Consider the following 18508-nt stretch of genomic DNA (forward strand, 5'->3'; position numbering starts at 1 on the left):
ACAGGTGCTGCGTGCATGGCACGATTGACGGCGATGCAGGTTTGTCGACAGGTCTGACTGTGCGTATTATCGTCGCAGGTGTTTAACAAATCGAACATCTCCCGCCATCCCGGTTTCCGGCCATTGGGCCGGCGGACCGGGAAGCCACGGTGGCGGGCGGACGTCCCGACAAGATCGAACAGGAAGACCTCTCCATGACCGCTCCGGGCAGCACCGCCGGCAACTCCGCCGCGAGCCGCGACAAGGCCTTCGTCCTCCACCCCTACACCAACCTCGACCTGCACGAGACGCAGGGGCCGCTGATCATCGATCGCGGCGAAGGCGTCCGCGTCTTCGACGACGGCGGCAAGGACTACATCGAAGGCATGGCGAGCCTGTGGTGCGTCTCGCTCGGCTGGGGCGAGGAGCGGCTGGTGCAGGCGGCGGCCAAGCAGATGCGGCAGCTTTCCAGCTACCACATCTTCGGCCACAAGTCGCACGAGCCCGGCATCGACCTGGCGGAAAAGCTGATCGGGCTGGCGCCGGTGCCGATGTCCAAGGTCTTCTTCGCCAATTCCGGCTCGGAGGCCAACGACACCGCGATCAAGCTGATCTGGTACTACAGCAACGCCCTCGGCCGGCCGGAGAAGAAGAAGATCCTCTCGCGGCAGCGTGCCTACCATGGCGTGACCGTGGCGACCGCCAGCCTGACCGGGCTGCCGAACAACCACCGCGACTTCGACCTGCCGATCGCCCGCATCATCCACGGCGACTGTCCGCACCACTACCGCAACGCCCATCAGGGCGAGAGCGAGGAGGCCTTCGCCACGCGGCTGGCCGAGCAGCTCGAGGCGCTGATCCTGGCCGAGGGGCCCGACACCATCGCCGCCATGTTCGCCGAGCCGATCATGGGGGCGGGCGGCGTCGTGGTGCCGCCGGCGACCTACTTCGCCAAGATCCAGCCGGTGTTGAAGAAATACGACATCCTGCTGGTCGCCGACGAGGTGATCTGCGGCTTCGGCCGTACCGGCAACTTCTGGGGCAGCCAGACCATGGGGATGCAGCCGGACATCCTGACCTGCGCCAAGCAGCTCTCGTCGGGTTACCTGCCGATCTCCGCCGTCATGGTGTCGGACGCGGTCTACCGGGCCTGCGTCGACGAGAGCAAGAAGATCGGCACCTTCGGCCACGGCTATACCTACTCCGCCCATCCGGTGGCGGCGGCGGTGGCGCTGGAGACGCTGAAGATCTACGAGGAGCGCGACATCGTCGGCCATGTCCGCGACGTCGCCCCGGCCTTCCAGAGCCGTCTGAAGGCGCTGGCCGGGCACCCGCTGGTCGGCGAGGCCCGCGGCACCGGCCTGATCGGCGCGGTGGAGCTGGTGGCCGACAAGGCGACCAAGGCGTCGTTCGACCCGGTCGGCCGCGCCGGCGCGGTGGTGAACGGCCTGACCCAGGAGAACGGCCTGATCGTCCGCGCCATGGGCGACTCGATCGCGCTGTGCCCGCCGCTGGTCATCACCGAGGCGGAGATCCACGAGACCTTCGACCGCCTGACCAAGGCGCTCGACGCCGCGGTGCCGGTGCTGCGGGGGTAGGGTAAATCCCTCTCCCGCCCCGGGAGAGGGTGCCGCCATGCGCGGCGGGCGAGGGGAGCCCGGCAATCCCAGGTCCAAGTGCTGGTTTACTGGATCGTCCCTCCCCCTCCCCAACCCTCCCCCGCTCATGCGGGAGAGGGGGCAAGCGCTTGTTCGGAAAGGCGGCGGTAGTCCCTCTCCCGCGAAGCGGGGGAGGTTAGGAGGGGGGTAGCGTCAGCGCCTATGCGCCTTCGGGGATGACGGGAGCCTACTCCCGCCGCAGGTGCATCTTGCCCAGGCCGCCCAGCGCGTGGAAAAGCTGGCGGAACTGGGTGAGGAACTGGTCCCAGGTCACCTTCGCCGTCGGCTCGATCGCCGCATGCAGGGCGCCCAGGCTGGTCCTGCCGTCGATCCGCGCCAGGATCGGGCCGGCCAACCGCGGCATCGGCAGGGCCACCACGCTGCCCATCAGGTCGAATTCCAGGCTGCCGCCGGGGGGAAGGCCCTTGGCGACCGTCGGGCCGTCGACGTCGCGCAGCACCGGAACGACCTCCGGGTCGTCCGGCCCGATGCGCGCGGCCTCCAGGTCGGCCGGGCGCAGCAGGTAGGCGATGTGCTTGGTGAAGGCGCCGGTGATGCGCTCGGTCCAGGCGGCGCGCTCCAGCCGGTCCATGCCTTCCAGCCGCTTCAGCAGCTTGGCATCCTTGATCCACAGCGACGGCTCGTAGCGCAGCGGGTCGATCAGCGACGCCACCGCCAAGCCGGCGCTGTCCGCCAGTTCGGCAAGCTGCGGCACGCTGTAGGGGCGGTCGCAACTGTGCAGCAGCAGGTCGTAGAGGTTGGCGTCGGCCAGCCGGTGGTCGCTGATGTGCGGGTTGTTCAGCAGCCAGTTCGATGGCGGCAGCGCCTGGATCAGCCGGCGGGCCAGCGCCACCTTCTCGGCCGGCGGCAGCCCCTCGGTCATGCCGCGCAGCGCCTCCTGCATCGGATAGACGCCGGTGCGGCCGAGCGGGGCGTAGACCATGATGCCGATGCCGCCCCCGGGCGCCAGCGCCTCGGCCAGCGAGCGCAGGCCCGCCGACGGCTCGTCCAGATGGTGCAGCACGCCGCAGCAGTCGATGTAGTCGAACGGCCCGGCTTCCGCCGTTGCCTCATCCAATTCCAGCAGCGAGCCGCGGCGGAAGTCGATGTTGGTCAGGCCGCGCGCCTCGGCGCGCGCCTGCGCGACGGCGCGGCTGGCGTCGGACAGGTCGATGTAGGTGATGCGGCCGGGGTTGCCGGCGTCGGCCATCTGCTGCGCCAGCATGATGGCGCCGTCGCCGGTGCCGCCGCCGGCCACCAGCACGCGCAGCGGCCTGGCATGGTCGATCCGCCCGCCGAACACATGCTGGACCAACTCATCCAGGTGGCTGGGAGACCCGGTGATCAGGCGCTTCGACTCGTCGGCCGGATTGCGCGCGGGATAGGGATAGGCCTCGTACTGGGCGCGCAGGTCGTCGACACTCATCGGGCAATGCTCTTGATAAGGCAGCGGAAGCGGACGCGGCGACCATAGCACCGCGCCCGCCCGATGACAGCCTTTCGCCGGCCTATCGCAGTGGAGCGGTGATCCGCGTCAGCCAGTCCGCCGGCGGCAGGCTCCGCGGATCGTTGAGATACTCCTCGCAACAGGGACGGCCGGGATCGGGCCGGTGGCCGCTGCCGGGGAACCAGGTGCCGTAGAGCCAGCGGTGGACGCCCTCCAGCTCCCTGTAGTCGCCCTGGTGGACCAGCACCGCGCAGGGTCCGCCGGGGACGTCGATGGTCTCGGCGTCGTCCTGCGGCGGTTCGGCGGGCTGTGGTTTGGCGGGCAACGGCACGGGAGTGGGGAGGACCAGGCCGGCGAAGGCGCGCAGATCCTCGGGCGCCACCAGATTCGGGTTGCCGTAATAGACGCCGAAGCAGCGGGCGCCGGACCCGAGCAGGCCGCGCGGCGCTGCCCAGGCGGCCAGACGGTCGAAGGTGGCACCGATGCCGTGGTAGGGGCCGCGGTGTTCGAAGCCGGTCAGGCGGACATCCGGCCGTTCCCCGATGGTGACGTCGTGCATGTGACCTCTCCCGTGTTGCCTGGGGGGTGATCAGCGCGGCCAGCCGGCCGCCGGCCGCAGCTCGCCGACGCGGGTGCCGGCGCGGTTCAGCAGCGGGACGGTCAGCAGGTCGGGCACGCGCGCCCATTGGGCATCGCTCAGCGCACCGGTGGCGCGGATCAGCGCGGCCATCGCCACCTCGCGGGCGCGGGCGGCACCATCCTCGATCTTGAGCGCGATGCCGATGCCCTGGTCGGGGATGACGGCGCAGCCCACCCCCTCGGCCCCGCCCTTGACCAGCACGGCGCCCTCCGCCGCCTCCATCACCGCGGTGTCGAAGGTGCCGGTGCCGGCGATCAGGAAGGGGTGTCCGCCCCAGGCGCGGGCGATCCGCGTCACCGCTTCGGCCCGGGCGTCCGGCAGGTCGATCGGGTCAGCGATGCGGGCCATGGCATAGGCGATGGCGCCCAGCGGGATGCCGATGGTGGGGATGGAGCAGCCGTCGATGCCCCAGGGGGCGCCGGACAGGTCCTGGCCGGTCATCTGTTCCAGCACGCCGAGGATGCGCTGCTGGACCGGATGCCCGTAGCGGACATAGCCCTTCAGCCGTTCGCCCTTGTGCATCGCCGTGGTCAGGAAGCCGGTGTGCTTGCCGGAGCAGTTGTTGTGGAAGGCGGTCGGCGCCTCGCCGCGGCGGAGCAGGTCGGCGGCGGTCTCCGGGTCGTAGGGGACCTGCGCCCCACACTCGTAGTCGCCTACCGACAGCCCGACCCGCTCGGCCCAGGCGCGCGCCAGCCCGGTGTGGCGCGCCTCACCGTTGTGGGAGGAGCAGGCGAGCGCCAGTTCCTCGTCGCCGAGGGCGAAGGCGTCGAGGGCGCCGGTCTCCACCAGCGGGATCGCCTGCAGCGACTTGATGGCGGAGCGGGCGTAGACCGGCGCCTCGATGTCGCCCCAGCGGGCCAGGACATGGCCGGCGGCGTCGACGATGCAGGCGCGGGCGCGGTGGATCGATTCGACCATGGTGCCGCGCGTCACCTCGACAGTGATCGGGCTGTCCGCCGGGCCGCCCAGATCGGCGCCGCCCTCACCCGGCCGGAGCTTGCCGCCGCCAGCCGGGTGGTGATGGCCGCCGCAGCAGGAGGAGTGGCCGTGGCTGTCTTGGTTATCCTGGCTCATGGCGGCAAGCTTGCCTCGGACGGCCGGCGGCGGCAAGCTCCGGCCGGCGTTGCGCACCAACGGCCATCCTTACCTTTACCTCTGTCCTACGGGTTCTTCGTCCATGCGTGGTTATTTCGGCATCGGGGTGGAGCGGATCAGCAAGCCGGGCAATGTCGGCAACCTGATGCGCACCGCCCACGCCTTCGGCGCCTCCTTCTTCTTCGCCATCGATCCGGAACCGGACCTGCGGGAGACCAGGCTGGTCGACACGTCGGGCGCCACGCTGCACCTGCCGCTCTACATCCACGACCGGGTCGCCGACATGTCCCTGCCGAAGGATTGCGCGCTGGTCGGCGTCGAGCTGACCGACGACGCGATCGAGCTGCCCAGCTTCCGCCATCCCTCCCGTGCAGCCTATGTGCTGGGGCCGGAACGCGAGAGCCTGTCGCCGGCGCTGCTGGAGCGCTGCGACTTCGTGGTGAAGATCCCGATGTCCTTCTGCATCAATGTCGGGGTGGCCGGGGCGCTGGTGATGTACGACCGCATGATCTCGCTCGGCCGTTTCGCCGAGCGGCCGGTCCGCCCCGGCGGCCCGCTGGAGGCCCCGGCCCAGCACCGCCACGGCCGCCAGATCATGCGCAATGCCGAGCGCCGCCGACGCATCCGCGGCGTGCAGAAGCCGATGGACGATGCGGACGAGTGACGACGGCGGGTGACGGCGGCGGGTGACGGCCCGGTCCCCTACCGCCCGTCCTGCGTCAGCCGCAGCCACGCCATCGCCGCGGCCAGTGCGGTGCCGAAGGCGTCGTCGGCGCGGACGGGCAGGTCGAGGTCGCGGATCAGGCTGTCGAGCCGGAGGTCGACGGCCTGTTTCGACGCCGTGCGGATCTTGCGGGCGTAGTAGAGGGCGGACACCTCCACCCGCTCGTTGGCGAGCGGCCGGCCGTTCAGCCGCTCCGCCATGGCGGCGGAAAAGTCGAGGAAATAGCCGACCAGCGGCCGGTCGCCGATGAAGGCGCGCAGGAGGTCGCCGGCCTCGCCGAGGCCGCAGTCGCTGCCGGGATGGAGCCGCAGCGCGCTGCCGGTCAGGATGCGGTTGCCGCGGATGCGGATGGCGGCGACGGCCAGCGGCTGGGCGACGGCCGGGTCGTAGCTGGTCGCCTCGCAATGGATCGCCACGCGCTCGCGGGAATCGGGGTTGGGCATCGCCGCCGCCTCAGTGGTTGCCGCCGCCTCAATGGTTCAGGCGGAAATGGTGGGCGATCAGCTCCTTGAAGCTCTTCACCAGGGCGAGGCAGTCCTTGAACTGGTCGCGGTCGAGCTTGCCGAGCCGGTCCGGGTGCACGAGGTTGTCGATGGCGAGCTCGCTCTCCTCCTCCGGCGCATCGACCCGCGCCTTCAGGCGGATGGTCGACAGGATGGTGAAGGCCTCCGCCAGGTCGGCCGCCATCTTGCGGTCCAGCGCCCCGACCTCGGCGAGGAGCTGGATGCGCTCCACCGTGTTGGTCTCGGCCAGGTGGCGTTCCAGCGCCAGCGCGCGCACGCCGTGGACGATGGGGAAGATGCCGGCCTTCTTGATGTCCACCGGTTCGGCGCGGCGCCGCTCGAACAGGGCGGCGAACAGGCCGGACGGCGTGTCGAAGGACAGCGTCGGGCGGGCGAAGTGGCTGAAGAACATCTGGTTGTCCTGCAGCCGGCCCAGCAGGTAGCCCTTGGCCGCGGCCAGCAGCGACGGGTCGCCGGCCACCGGGGCGGCGTCGTAGAAGATGGCGAGGTTCATCTGCGCCGCCTCGTCCGGGCGGTGGATCCAGCCGAAGATGGCGTCCTTGTAGCCGGCCAGCGGCCGGGTCCAGTCCGGATTGGACAGCATGATGCCGCCGGGGCAGGGGGGATAGCCGAAGCTGATCAGGTGGCGGCTGAAGTCGGCGGCGATGCGCGGCAGCTCGGGGAAGTCGAAGCCGTCGCGCAGGATCAGGCCGTTGTCCTGGTCGGTCTTCAGCAACTGCTCGCCGCGTCCCTCGCTGCCCATGACGATCAGGCAGGAGTTGGCCAGCAGCTCCGGCGGGGCCAGCAGCTCGTACAGCTTGCGGAAGATGCGGCGGTTCAGCTCCGTCACCAGGTCGGCGATGAAGGAGACGCGGACGCCGGTGGCGTGCAGCGTGCGGATCAGCGCGACGATGGAGCGGCTGGCGCGGGCGAGATCCTCCGGGGCCGCCGCATGCTCCACCTGGACGCCGATGACCTGGGAGTGGTTGGACAGCACGGCCAGCAGGTCGCTCTGCCCGAGCAGGCCGACGATCGCGCCGTCCTCCGTCACCACGATGCGGCGGACGGCATGGCGGGTCATCAGCACCAGCGCGTTGAACAGCAGGTCGTCGCGGTCGAGCGCGAGCAGGTCGTAGCGGGCGAGCGGCCCCACCGGGGCGCCGGCCGGGTGGCCGTCCAGCACCACCCGGTCGCGCAGGTCGGTGCCGGTCAGGATGCCGGTGCGGCCGTCGCCGCCGCGGACCAGGACGCTGCCCGCCCGGTTGCGCCGCATCGCCTCGGCCGCCTCGCGCAGGCTGGCCGTGCCCTCGACGAACAGCGGCGGGTGCAGGTAGGCCTGGCGGATGCGCGCCATGGTCAGGGCCGCCATCTCGCGGTCCGACCGCTCCGCGGCGAGGTCCCGCATGCGCTGGGCGAAGTCGCCGAGGACGGCGGCGCCGAAGGCGGGGTTGTCGGCGGCCAGCGCCTCCAGGGCGGCACGGGGGATCAGGTGGCAGGCGCAGTCCTCCGCGGCGATGAAGCGCCGGATCCGGCCGGTCCCGCCCCCACCGGTGCCGCCCCCACCGGTGCTGCCAGCGCTTTCTCCCCTGCCGCCCCCCCGGCTGCTGCCGTAAAGCGCCTGCAGGCCGAAGCGGTCGCCGGGGCCGTGGACGGCCGCCACCTCGCCGCCGCGCCGCTCCTGCACCGAGCCGCGCAGCACGACGAACAGCGCGTCGACGGGCTCCTCGCGGCTGAGGATCGCCGTGTCTCGCGGATAGAGGCCGATGTCGAGGGCGTCGGCCAGCGCCTCGCGCTGTGCCGCCGTCAGCAGGTCGAAGGGGGCGCGGGCGAAGTCGAAGCCGGCGGGATCGGTGCCCTGGGAGGGCGGGGAGGGGGGCGGCGAGGCGTGCTGCACGGGCGGGCTCCGTCGCGGCGGGACTGGATGGAAGGCGGCGGGCAAAAAAAGACGCCCCCGGGACCGTGCCGGGGGCGTTTCCAGGATACACCCGACGGGCCGTGGCCCGGAAGCGGGTGCGACATTCGGCGTGGGAGCGGTTCCCGGCGGACGCCGGAGGGCGGTGCGAGGCGCCCCCCGGTCTTCCGTCCCGTCAAACGGGTCCCCCAGTAGGCCGACCTCAGTGGGCCGACCTCAGTGAGCCGACGCCCCCTCGGCACCCAGGCCGGTCTGCGACCGGACATACTGGTCCTCGAAGTCGCGGCGCTCCTTCTGGGCCTGCGCGCTGTTGTCGGTGATCGAGAAGAACCAGATGCCGACGAAGGCCAGGATGATCGAGAACACGCCCGGGTTGGCGTAGCCGATGATCGCCTCCGGGTGACCCAGCACGGCCTTCCACACGGTCGGGCCGAGGAGGATCATGACGCAGGCGGAGATCAGGCCGATCGAGCCGCCCAGCACCGCGCCGCGGGTGGTCATCTTGCCCCAGAACATCGACATCAGCAGGACCGGGAAGTTGGTCGAGGCGGCGATGGCGAAGGCCAGACCCACCATGAAGGCGACGTTCTGGTTCTCGAAGGCGATGCCGAGAATGATCGAGACGATGCCGATGATGACCGTGGTGATCTTCGACACGCGGATCTCGTCCGCCTCGTTGGCACGGCCGCGGGCGAAGACCGAGGCGTAGAGGTCGTGGGACACCGCCGAGGCGCCGGCCAGCGTCAGGCCGGCGACCACCGCCAGGATGGTGGCGAAGGCGACGGCCGAGATGAAGCCGTAGAACAGGTCGCCGCCGACCGCGTGGGCGGTGTGGATGGCCGCCATGTTGGTGCCGCCGATGACCGAGGCGACGGCCGCCTTGACGCCTTCCGCCGGGGCGGCGGTCAGGAAGGGATAGGCACCGTTGGCGTCCTTGCCGAGGATCAGCACGATGGCGCCGAAGCCGATGATGAAGGTCAGGATGTAGAAGTAGCCGATGAAGCCGGTGGCGTAGAAGACCGACTTGCGGGCCTCCTTGGCGTCGGACACCGTGAAGAAGCGCATCAGGATGTGCGGCAGGCCGGCGGTGCCGAACATCAGGGTCAGGCCGAGCGAGATGGTGTCGACCGAGTCGGAGACGAAGGCGCCCGGCGACATGATGGCCACGCCCTTCGGATGGACGTCGACGGCGGCCTTGAACATCGCCTCGGGGCTGAAGCCGAACTTGGCCATGATCATGAAGGCCATGAAGGAGGCGCCCGACAGCAGCAGCACCGCCTTGATGATCTGCACCCAGGTGGTGGCCAGCATGCCGCCGAAGGTGACGTAGCCGATCATCAGGATGCCGACGACGACGACGGCGATCGCATAGTCGAGGCCGAACAGGAGCTGGATCAGCTTGCCGGCGCCGACCATCTGGGCGATCAGGTAGAAGGTGACGGTGGCCAGCGAGCCGCAGGCGGACAGCGTGCGGATCGGCGTCTGCTGGAAGCGGTAGGAGGCGACGTCGGCGAAGGTGTACTTGCCGAGGTTGCGCAGCCGCTCGGCGATCAGGAACAGCACCAGCGGCCAGCCGACCAGGAAGCCGACCGAGTAGATCAGGCCGTCGAAGCCGTTGGCGTAGACCAGGCCGGCGATGCCGAGGAAGGAGGCCGCCGACATGTAGTCGCCGGCGATGGCCAAGCCGTTCTGGAAGCCGGTGATGCCGCCGCCGGCGGCGTAGAAGTCCTTGGCCGACTTGGTGCGCCGCGCCGCCCAGTAGGTGATGCCGAGCGTGAACAGCACGAACACCAGGAACATGACGATGGCGGAGTAGTTCGTCGCCTGCTTCTGCACCGCGCCGTCGACCGCCCCCGCGGCATGGACGGCGGCGGGAAGCAGCGTGCCGGCCGCGGCGGCCGAGGCGGCGACCGTGGCGGCGATGCGGGTGGTGGCGGCGCGCATCACTTGGTCTCCTCCAGGATCTGGCGGTTCAGCTCGTCGAACTCGCCGTTCGCCCGCCGGACATAGATGCCGGTCAGGACGAAGGCCGACAGGATGGTGAAGACGCCGATGGGCATGCCCCAGGTCGTCACGCCCGAACCGATCGGCGTGCCCAGGAATTCCTTGCCGAAAGCAACCAGGAGGATGAAACCGAAATAGATGACGAGCATGGCGATCGACAGGGTCCAGGCAAAGGCGGACCGCTTGGCCACCAGCTCCTGGAACTTCGGATTGCTCAGGATCCGTTGTGCGTTTTGACTCATGTGCGTCCCCTCATCGAGTGCCGGCGATTGTTCGACGGTCTTGAGACACTCGGGCATTTGCCGTCCGGGCGGTCTGGTCCCGGGGGCCTTCCCGGAATTCCTACGCCCTTGACCTCCCCAATTGTTTGATACAGATCATTGTTGGGTGCACCCCCTACCTTGGTCGATAGGGGCCGCACACGGGACGCGCGCATGAGAAAAGGCGCGCCCGTTGCCGGACGCGCCTTTCAAGCCATTCAGGGCAAGCCGCCCGGAGGTCCGGGCGCCGGCACCGCGATCACGAGTCGGTGCGGGGAACCCAGGGGAGGCGGTGGAAGGTCACGCCCTCCTCGTGGAGTTCGGCGACCTCCTCGTCCGACGCCTGGCCGTAGATGCCGCGCGGGTCGGTTTCGCCGTAATGGATCCGCCGCGCCTCCTCGGCGAAGCGGTCGCCGACATAGTCGCAGTTCTTCTCGACGGTGCGGCGCACTTCCGTCAGGTGGCGCATCACCTCCGCCACCGCCTCGCGCTGGGCGTCGTTCAGGCTGGACGGCAGCGAAGCCATCATGTCGGCCGGGGCGGGCAGGGCGCCGGACAGCGGGGCCGGCAGGTTGGCCGCGGCCGGCGCGGGGGACGAGGCGGCGGCCGGCGCGGGCTCGGCCGCGGGGGACGATGCCGCCGACGATTCGGCGCGCTCGCGGGCGCGGTCGGCGGCCCTGGCCACGCCCTTGGCGATGCGGGGTGCCATCGGTGCCTTGGCGACACCGGTGTCGCCGCAGATCGGGCAGGAGATCTGGTGCGCCGCCGCCTGTTCGTCGAAAGCGGCGCCGTTGCGGAACCATGCCTCGAACCGGTGGTCGGCCGGGCATCTCAACGCGAAGAGGATCATATCCCCACAAACCCCAAACTAACCCGCGGCAGGAAAGGTCCGGCCCGGCCTGCCGATCCGGGTTGCGGCACGACTCGGGAACCGGCTTAATTCAGCATGGCGGCGGCGCCGCGTCAAACGCCGCCGCGTCGGGTCAGCCAACCGGATGCCGGCCCGCAGCGCCGGCCGCATCCACTGCCTCATCCACTGCCTCATCCACTGCCGCATCCTTCCGCCACCATTCCCAAGAGGGGACGATGCCGTCCACGCCCTGCCAGCCTTCGCCGCCGTCGTCCTGGGTGCAGCGCTTCGCGCCGCTGGTCCGGCCGGGCGGACCGGTGCTCGACGTCGCCTGCGGCGGCGGGCGGCATCTGCGGCTGTTCCATGGGCGCGGCCATCCGGTGGTCGGGCTCGACCGCGACCTCGGCGGCGTCGGCGACCTGGACGGCCGCGACGGGGTGACGCTGGTCCGGGTGGACCTGGAGGCGCCGGTGGAGGCCGGTGGCCCCGTTCCCCTCGGCACGCTGCCGCCAGGCCGGCGCTTCGCCGGGATCGTCGTCACCAACTACCTGCACCGGCCGCTGTTCCCCGCCATCCTGGCGGCGCTGGAGCCGGGCGGCGTCCTGATCTACGAGACCTTCGCCGACGGCAACGCCCGTTTCGGCCGCCCGTCCTCGCCCGACTTCCTGCTGCGCCGCGGCGAGCTGCTGGAGGCCGTGCGCGGCCGGCTCCAGGTGGTGGCCTTCGAGCAGGGCGAGGTGGCGGTGCCGAAGCCGGCGGTGGTGCAGCGCCTCTGCGCGGTCGCCGGGGAGGAGCCGGTGGCGCTCGCCGGCTGAGGGCGGGGCCGGACCGCCGCTTAGAGTCTGCCTGGTGCTTATTGAAGCACCAGACAGACTCTAGAATTTTGATTTTCCGTGTGATTCACGTTTCAAGCGATACCGCTTGAAACGTGAATCACACTCTAGGAGGCGGAGGCTTCCATCACCGTCATCGCGTCCATTGCGGCATCGCCCAGGCCGCCCGGCTGCGGCGGAGCCTGCAGGTCCGCCTCCATCCGCGCCTTGGCGGCGGCGGCCATCGCATCGTCGGTGCGGAGCTGGGCCATGTCGTCGGCGGTGACCGCGCCGGCGGCGATCACCAGTTCGGCGAAGTCGGACAGATAGACGCTGCCCTTCACCGTGCGCTGGACCAGGACGTTGCGCTTGTCCTCCGCGTCGCGCTTGCGCTTGACGAAGCCCAGCACCGACAGCCGGTCGAGCGCCCGGGTGACCGCCGGCTTGGAGATGTTCAGCAGGGATGCGAGGCCGCGGACGGTGTGCGGCGGGTCGGTCAGGTAGACCTGCAGCAGGATCGCCAACTGGCGCGCCGACAGGTCCGGCCCATCCTGGCGGACGCTGGCGACCAGGGCGGTGCGCCACAACCCGAGTGCCTTGAGGTTCCGTGCCATCGTCTCCCCCCAGCAAGCCGCGTCCGGTTCCGCAACCGGCACACGCGGTGCGAAGTGTCGCCTACCGGAACGGTGCAGGCAAGACTTTCAATTCCCCCCGCAATTCCGCCCGCAATCCTCCCGGCGATCCGTCAGCGATCCGTCGGTGCCTGGGGCCGGCGCAGCCCGCGGGGCACGCAGACGCTGAGGCCGGTCGCGCCGACCGGCAGCACCTCCACCTCGGCGCCGTAGACCTCGCGCATCATCTCCGCGGTGATGACCTCGGCGGGAGAGCCGAGCCGGGCCAGCCGCCCGTCATGCAGCAGGGCGACGCGGTCGGCGACGGCGAAGGCCTGCTCGGGGTGGTGGGTGGAGAAGACCACCGCCAGCCCGTCGCCGTCGGCCAGGCGGCGCACCTGCTCCATCACCCGGATCTGGTTGCCGAAATCCAGGCTGGCGGTCGGCTCGTCGAGCACCAGCATCCGCGGCGCCTGGGCCAGCGGGCGGGCGATCAGCGCGAGCTGCCGCTCGCCGCCGCTGATGCGCAGCCACTCGCGCTCCGCCAGATGGCCGATTCCCAGCCGGTCGAGGGCGGCGTCGGCCGCGTCGAGGTCGGCCGCGCCGGCGGCGCTGAAGGGACCGCGATGGGCGGTGCGGCCCATCAGCACCATCTCGCGCACGGTGAAGGGGAACTGGCCGGCACCCGCCTGCGGGACATAGCCGATGGCCAGCGCGCGGCGGCGCGGCGCCCAGCCGCCGGCATCCTCGCGGTCGACCAGGATGCGGGCCGCCAGCGGCGGCAGCAGGCCGAGGATGGTCTTGAACAGCATCGTCTTGCCGCCGCCGTTGGGGCCGAGCAGGCCGGAAGCGCGCCGATCCGCCGCCTGACCTCCGACAGCGTCTCCTCGGCGTAGCGGGCCAGCCGTTACCCCTGGTCCGGCGTCCCGAGAAGCCTGCCGACGGTGCGGAAGGCGTCGGGAGAGCGGTCGAGGTGGCCGTCGACCAGCACCGTCGGCACCCGCGTCTGCTCCCGCACGCGGTCGGCCAGCGAGACGAAGGTCGGCGCCGTGCTGCCGATGTCGATGACCAGGTCCGGCCGCCGGGCGACCACCGCCTCCAGGTTCACGCTGTTGCCGCGTCCGGTCAGCCGGCCGAGTTCCGGCAACTCGGCGTAGCGGTCGGGCAGGAAGGGACGTTCGTCGGGGCTGATGGCCCGCGTCCAGCCCAGCAGCGCGTCGGGCGCCAGCATGTAGACGATGACGGAGGCGGGCGGTCCGGCCGGAAACACCCGGTCGATGCGGTCGGGCAGCTCGACCCTGCGGCCGGCCGAGTCGGTGAAGCCGGCCGCCGCAGCGGGGCGGGCCGCCGGCAGGAGGCCGAGGCCGGCGGCGAAGCCTGCCGCGAGGAGAACGGCCGCAGGGGTGATCGAGACATGCCGCCCGTTCATTTCCCCTCCCGCTTCAGCACCGCCGGCTTGCCGTAGCTCGTCACCAGGACCCTGCCGTCGGCGAGCGGTGCCGCGGTGAAGCTGCTGCCCGACGCCGAGGTCAGGCTGACCGCCTGCTTCGCCGCCCCCGGCGCCGGCGCGACGCCTGCGGCCTTGGCCGCCTTCGGATCGAACCCCGCCTCCTCTCCCTGCCCGGTCACGTCGTAGCCGGTGCAGTCGGCACCGACGCAGATCGCCTTGTCCTCGATGCGGGCCTTGCCCCCGGCGGCGGCGAAGGGGGTGTCCTCGGCGCCGCCGCTCCAGCTCCAGGAACCGCGCAGCCAGTCGGGAAGGCGGCTGTCCTTCTGCAGCTCCAGATTGTCGGTGATCAGCCCGACGCTGCCGCTCAGCCCCTGTGCCGCCACCGCCTCGGCGATGCGGCGCGCCTCGGGGGTGCCGATGCGGTAGCGGGCCGCCAGCCCCGGCGTCCAGTCGGCCACCGCCGCCTCGACCGCGCCGCGCAGGCGGTCGCCCCAGCCGGGCTCCACCCAGCGCGGGTTGCTCCATGCCGCCGCCTCGGCCACCAGCGGGGCGAGCGCCGGCGCCTCGCCGACGAACAGGCGCGGATCGACCGCCGACTTCAGGCGGTCCATCCCCATCTGGCGATAGGTGGCGTAGCGTATGGTGCCGGTACGGTTGGCGGCCGCCTCCAGCATCGGTGCCAGCAGGGCGTCCACCGCCTGCCAGGGCGGCGAGGCGAGCAGCGCCCGGTCGTCGGGACAGTCGGGACGGGCGCCGAAATTGTCGCGGGTGCTGCCGTAGAGCGGCTCCATCGCCTTCCAGGCCGGCTGGCCCCGCCGCTCCATCACCGAGCAGGGCCATGCCATCTCGACTTCGTCGCCGATCAGGCGCAGCGCGGTCAGGAAGCCCTCGTCGGTCGCGAGGTCGGTGCCCTCCGCCATCTCGCGGGCCAGCGAATCCTGGATGCCGCCGGCTGCCTCGCGCAGCAGCGCCTCGGCCTTCTTCGGGTCGGGGGACGGGCCGAAGCGCAGCAGGTAGGCGGTCCACCCCTTGCCCAGCGGACCGCGAAGGTCGGCCAGCCGCCGCCCGGCGGCGGCCGGGTCGGCGGGAATGCCGTCGACGATGCGGGCCAGCGCGGCGACCGCCGCCGGCACCGCGTCCGCCAGCGCCTTGCGGCGCGCATCCATCACCGGCGTCAGGCAGTCGGCGACCGACGCCGCGGAGGCGCACTGGTTGCGCTGGGCGAGCCACGCCTTCTGTTCGGCCCGCAGGCGGTCCCGGTCGGCGGTCGCGGAGAGGTCCAGCAGGGACTTGTAGCCGTCGGCGATCTCCTGGTCGGCATCGCCGAGCGCCGGCACCGCGCAGATCGCCTTCTCCACCGGCGTCGACGCGGCCTTGCAGTCGAAGGATGCATCGGCCCATGCCGGCGTCGCCGGCATCGGTGCCGCCAGAGCCATCAGGAGACCGGCCAGCGCCGTGGCGGGCACCGGGAATCGGATCGATCTTCGCATCGTCTCTCTACGGGATTTGACGGGCGGGATTTGACGGGCGGGATGTGAGGAGCGGGATGTGATGGCCGGAGGATAGGGCTTCCGGTGCCGCTTGTCGCGCCTCGCCGGTGTGGCGGCGGCCTTTGGACATGGTTCCCGCACCTGTCCTTCTTCCTCGGCGACCTCTCCGAACGGGCGGCGGCGGATGCGGCGGAGACGGCCTTATGCTCGCATGCGGATCAGCAACTGCTGGTTTTCGTCAGTCGCGAAAGCAGTGGGAGGTTGGCATGACAATGGTCCAGCGCACTTCGGCCGAATGCCTCGGGACATTCTGGCTGGTCTTCGGGGGGTGCGGCAGCGCCGTGCTCGCCGCCGCCTTTCCGCAGGTCGGCATCGGCCTGCTCGGCGTTTCCCTGGCCTTCGGCCTCACGGTCCTGACGATGGCCTATTCCATCGGCCACATCTCGGGATGCCACCTCAACCCGGCGGTGACCGTCGGTCTGTGGGCGGGCGGGCGATTCCCGGCCAAGGACATCCTGCCCTACGTGCTGGCCCAGCTCGTCGGCGCCTTCGCGGCGGCGATGCTGCTCTATGCCATCGCCGCCGGCAAGGCGGACTACAGCCTCGCCGTCAACGGGCTGGCGGCCAACGGCTACGGCGATCATTCCCCCGGCCAGTATGCCGTGACCTCCGGACTGGCGATCGAACTGGTGCTGTCCTTCTTCTTCATCCTGATCGTGCTGGGCGCCACCGACCGCCGCGCCCCGGCCGGCTTCGCGCCGCTGGCGATCGGGCTGGCGCTGGCGCTCATCCACCTGATCAGCATCCCGGTCACCAACACCTCGGTGAACCCGGCGCGCAGCACCGGCCCGGCGCTGGTCGTCGGCGGCTGGGCGCTGCAGCAGCTCTGGCTGTTCTGGGTCGCCCCGCTGGCCGGCGGCCTGGCAGGCGGCCTGGCCTACCGGGCATTGGGCGAGGATTTGCCGGCCAAGCCGGCGATCACCGGCGAGCCGAAACCATCGGTCTGAGTCCTGTGCCCGCATCGCCCCCTCCCTAACCCTCCCCCACCTTTGGTGGGAGAGGGGACTGCCGCCGTGTCGGGGCGCGCTCCCATGGGCATCGGGGAGGATGCCGAGAGGGGACGGTCCAGGACAGAAAAAGGCGGGCCAAGGCCCGCCTTTTCCGTCCGCCTGTGCTTTTCCGCCGTCTACTCGTCGCCCATCTTGAGCGCGGCGATGAAGGCGCTCTGCGGGATTTCGACTTGGCCGAACTGCCGCATGCGCTTCTTGCCTTCCTTCTGCTTGTCCAGCAGCTTGCGCTTGCGGCTGATGTCGCCGCCGTAGCACTTGGCCAGCACGTCCTTGCGCATCGCGCTGATGGTCTCGCGGGCGATGACGCGGCCGCCGATCGCGGCCTGGACGGCGATCTTGAAGAGCTGGCGCGGGATCAGCTCCTTCAGCCGCTCGCAGAACTGGCGGCCGCGGCGCTCGGCCTGGCTGCGGTGGACGATCATCGACAGGGCGTCCACCGGCTCGGCGTTGACCAGGATCGACATCTTGACGAGGTCGCCCTCCTCGTAGCCGTCCATCTGGTAGTCGAAGCTGGCATAGCCGCGGCTGATCGACTTCAGCCGGTCGTAGAAGTCGAACACCACCTCGTTCAGCGGCAGGCGGTAGACCAGCATGGCGCGGGCGCCGGCATAGGTCAGCTCGATCTGCTGGCCGCGCCGCTCGGTGCAGAGCTGCAGCACGCCGCCGAGATACTCGTCGGGCAGCATGATGGTGGCCTTGATCCACGGCTCCTCGATGCGGTCGATCTTGACCACGTCGGGCATGTCGGCCGGGTTGTGCAGGTCCTGCACCGTGCCGTCGGTCATGTGGAGCTTGTAGACCACCGAGGGGGCGGTGGTGATCAGGTCGAGGTTGAACTCGCGCTCCAGCCGCTCCTGGATGATCTCCAGGTGCAGCAGGCCGAGGAAGCCGCAGCGGAAGCCGAAGCCCAGCGCCGCCGAGGTTTCCGCCTCGTAGTGGAAGCTGGCGTCGTTCAGCTTCAGCTTGCCCAGCGATTCGCGCAGCCGTTCGAAGTCGGCGGCGTCCACCGGGAACAGGCCGCACCACACCACCGGAATGGACGGCTTGAAGCCGGCCAGCGGCTCGGTCGCCGGCTTGCGCTCGTCGGTGATGGTGTCGCCGACCCGGGTCTGGGTGATGTCCTTGATGGCGGCGGTGATGAAGCCCATCTCGCCCGGCCCGAGCTCGCCGGTCAGCAGCGCCTTCGGCGTGAACACGCCGACGCGGTCGACGTCGTGGGACGAGCCGGTCGCCATGAAGCGCACCTTCTGCCCGACCTTCAGCACGCCGTCGACGACGCGCACCAGGATGACGACGCCGAGGTACGGGTCGTACCAGGAATCGACCAGCAGCGCCTTCAGCGGGGTGTCGGCCTCGCCCTTGGGCGGCGGCAGGCGCTGGACGATCGCCTCCAGCACGGCGCCGATGTTGAGGCCGGTCTTGGCCGAGATCTCCACCGCATCCGAGGCGTCGAGCCCGATCACGTCCTCGATCTGCTGCTTGACCCGCTCGGGCTCGGCGGCGGGCAGGTCGATCTTGTTGAGGACCGGGATGATCTCGTGGTTGTTGTCGATCGCCTGGTAGACGTTGGCGAGGGTCTGCGCCTCGACGCCCTGCGAGGCGTCGACCACCAGGATCGAGCCCTCGCAGGCGGACAGGCTGCGGCTGACCTCGTAGGCGAAGTCGACGTGGCCGGGGGTGTCCATCAGGTTCAGCGTGTACTGCCGGCCGTCCTCGGCCTTGTAGAGCAGGCGGACGGTCTGCGCCTTGATGGTGATGCCGCGCTCGCGCTCGATGTCCATGCTGTCGAGCACCTGCTCGCGCATCTCGCGCGCGTCGAGGCCGCCGCACTGCTGGATCAACCGGTCGGCAAGCGTCGACTTGCCGTGGTCGATGTGGGCGATGATCGAGAAATTGCGGATGTGCGAGAGGTCAGTCATCGGGGCCCGGACAAACGAGAGTTTGCCGGGAACATAGGGCGGACGGAGGGTGGGCGCAATGATGGCGTGGATGGCCGGAGCGGA

At 70.6% G+C, this 18508-nt stretch carries 17 protein-coding genes; 4 read left to right on the forward strand and 13 right to left on the reverse strand.

Features of this window, described 5'->3' with window-relative positions; all coding sequences use genetic code 11:
* Positions 1 to 194 precede the first annotated feature (194 nt).
* The gene (locus tag J2850_RS13365) at positions 195 to 1577 is read left to right on the forward strand and encodes an aspartate aminotransferase family protein (protein WP_209982551.1); all 1383 of its coding nucleotides are present in this window, start codon (positions 195 to 197) and stop codon (positions 1575 to 1577) included.
* Between the two features lie 247 nt (positions 1578 to 1824).
* Here the strand turns inward: J2850_RS13365 and J2850_RS13370 are convergent, their stop codons facing one another.
* The 3 genes from J2850_RS13370 to J2850_RS13380 form a co-directional block, all read right to left on the reverse strand.
* Positions 1825 to 3063 (reverse strand): class I SAM-dependent methyltransferase, encoded by a 1239-nt coding sequence (locus J2850_RS13370; protein ID WP_209982365.1) that lies wholly within the window; start codon positions 3061 to 3063, stop codon positions 1825 to 1827.
* Positions 3064 to 3145: 82 nt separating this feature from the next.
* Positions 3146 to 3643 (reverse strand): AraC family transcriptional regulator, encoded by a 498-nt coding sequence (locus J2850_RS13375; RefSeq protein WP_209982367.1) that lies wholly within the window; start codon positions 3641 to 3643, stop codon positions 3146 to 3148.
* 30 nt (positions 3644 to 3673) lie between these two features.
* A complete protein-coding gene (locus J2850_RS13380; protein ID WP_209982369.1) occupies positions 3674 to 4798 on the reverse strand; it encodes an asparaginase in 1125 nt (374 codons plus the stop codon).
* A 103-nt stretch (positions 4799 to 4901) separates the two neighbouring features.
* Between J2850_RS13380 and J2850_RS13385 the strand changes: the two genes are divergently transcribed.
* Complete coding sequence (locus J2850_RS13385; protein WP_209982371.1) at positions 4902 to 5483, forward strand: RNA methyltransferase; 582 nt, start codon at positions 4902 to 4904, stop codon at positions 5481 to 5483.
* A 38-nt stretch (positions 5484 to 5521) separates the two neighbouring features.
* On the opposite strand, the gene J2850_RS13390 is transcribed toward J2850_RS13385, so the two are convergent.
* The 5 genes from J2850_RS13390 to J2850_RS13410 form a co-directional block, all read right to left on the reverse strand.
* On the reverse strand, positions 5522 to 5986 hold the full coding sequence (locus tag J2850_RS13390; protein WP_209982373.1) for a 3'-5' exonuclease family protein: 465 nt from the start codon (positions 5984 to 5986) through the stop codon (positions 5522 to 5524).
* Positions 5987 to 6014: 28 nt separating this feature from the next.
* The gene (locus J2850_RS13395) at positions 6015 to 7940 is read right to left on the reverse strand and encodes a DUF294 nucleotidyltransferase-like domain-containing protein (protein ID WP_209982375.1); all 1926 of its coding nucleotides are present in this window, start codon (positions 7938 to 7940) and stop codon (positions 6015 to 6017) included.
* A gap of 234 nt (positions 7941 to 8174) precedes the next feature.
* Complete coding sequence (locus tag J2850_RS13400) at positions 8175 to 9902, reverse strand: cation acetate symporter (protein WP_209982376.1); 1728 nt, start codon at positions 9900 to 9902, stop codon at positions 8175 to 8177.
* On the reverse strand, positions 9902 to 10204 hold the full coding sequence (locus J2850_RS13405; protein ID WP_209982378.1) for a DUF485 domain-containing protein: 303 nt from the start codon (positions 10202 to 10204) through the stop codon (positions 9902 to 9904). The genes J2850_RS13400 and J2850_RS13405 overlap by 1 nt, the downstream gene beginning before the upstream one ends.
* Positions 10205 to 10481: 277 nt before the next feature.
* A complete protein-coding gene (locus J2850_RS13410) occupies positions 10482 to 11072 on the reverse strand; it encodes a DUF1178 family protein (RefSeq protein ID WP_209982380.1) in 591 nt (196 codons plus the stop codon).
* Between the two features lie 236 nt (positions 11073 to 11308).
* On the opposite strand from J2850_RS13410, the gene J2850_RS13415 reads away from it, so the two are divergent.
* Positions 11309 to 11887, forward strand: a complete 579-nt coding sequence (locus J2850_RS13415; RefSeq protein WP_209982382.1) for a class I SAM-dependent methyltransferase — start codon at positions 11309 to 11311, stop codon at positions 11885 to 11887.
* A gap of 125 nt (positions 11888 to 12012) precedes the next feature.
* Here the strand turns inward: J2850_RS13415 and J2850_RS13420 are convergent, their stop codons facing one another.
* The 4 genes from J2850_RS13420 to J2850_RS13435 all read right to left on the reverse strand — a co-directional run bounded on the left by J2850_RS13420 (position 12013) and on the right by J2850_RS13435 (position 15411).
* The gene (locus J2850_RS13420; protein ID WP_246513045.1) at positions 12013 to 12498 is read right to left on the reverse strand and encodes a MarR family transcriptional regulator; all 486 of its coding nucleotides are present in this window, start codon (positions 12496 to 12498) and stop codon (positions 12013 to 12015) included.
* A gap of 131 nt (positions 12499 to 12629) precedes the next feature.
* Positions 12630 to 13307: an ABC transporter ATP-binding protein gene (locus J2850_RS13425; protein ID WP_209982384.1), complete on the reverse strand. Its 678-nt coding sequence runs from the start codon at positions 13305 to 13307 to the stop codon at positions 12630 to 12632.
* 95 nt (positions 13308 to 13402) lie between these two features.
* Positions 13403 to 13924: a TroA family protein gene (locus tag J2850_RS13430; RefSeq protein WP_209982385.1), complete on the reverse strand. Its 522-nt coding sequence runs from the start codon at positions 13922 to 13924 to the stop codon at positions 13403 to 13405.
* Positions 13921 to 15411: a lysozyme inhibitor LprI family protein gene (locus J2850_RS13435; RefSeq protein WP_343206884.1), complete on the reverse strand. Its 1491-nt coding sequence runs from the start codon at positions 15409 to 15411 to the stop codon at positions 13921 to 13923. The genes J2850_RS13430 and J2850_RS13435 overlap by 4 nt, the downstream gene beginning before the upstream one ends.
* A 290-nt stretch (positions 15412 to 15701) precedes the next feature.
* On the opposite strand from J2850_RS13435, the gene aqpZ reads away from it, so the two are divergent.
* Positions 15702 to 16442: an aquaporin Z gene (gene aqpZ / locus J2850_RS13440; protein ID WP_209982389.1), complete on the forward strand. Its 741-nt coding sequence runs from the start codon at positions 15702 to 15704 to the stop codon at positions 16440 to 16442.
* A gap of 179 nt (positions 16443 to 16621) precedes the next feature.
* Here aqpZ and lepA read toward each other — a convergent pair whose 3' ends face one another.
* Positions 16622 to 18424, reverse strand: coding sequence for a translation elongation factor 4 (gene lepA / locus J2850_RS13445; RefSeq protein WP_209982391.1), 1803 nt, complete (start codon positions 18422 to 18424; stop codon positions 16622 to 16624).
* Positions 18425 to 18508: the final 84 nt, after the last annotated feature.

Source organism: Azospirillum picis (assembly GCF_017876115.1).
Classification (GTDB): Bacteria; Pseudomonadota; Alphaproteobacteria; order Azospirillales; family Azospirillaceae; genus Azospirillum; species Azospirillum picis.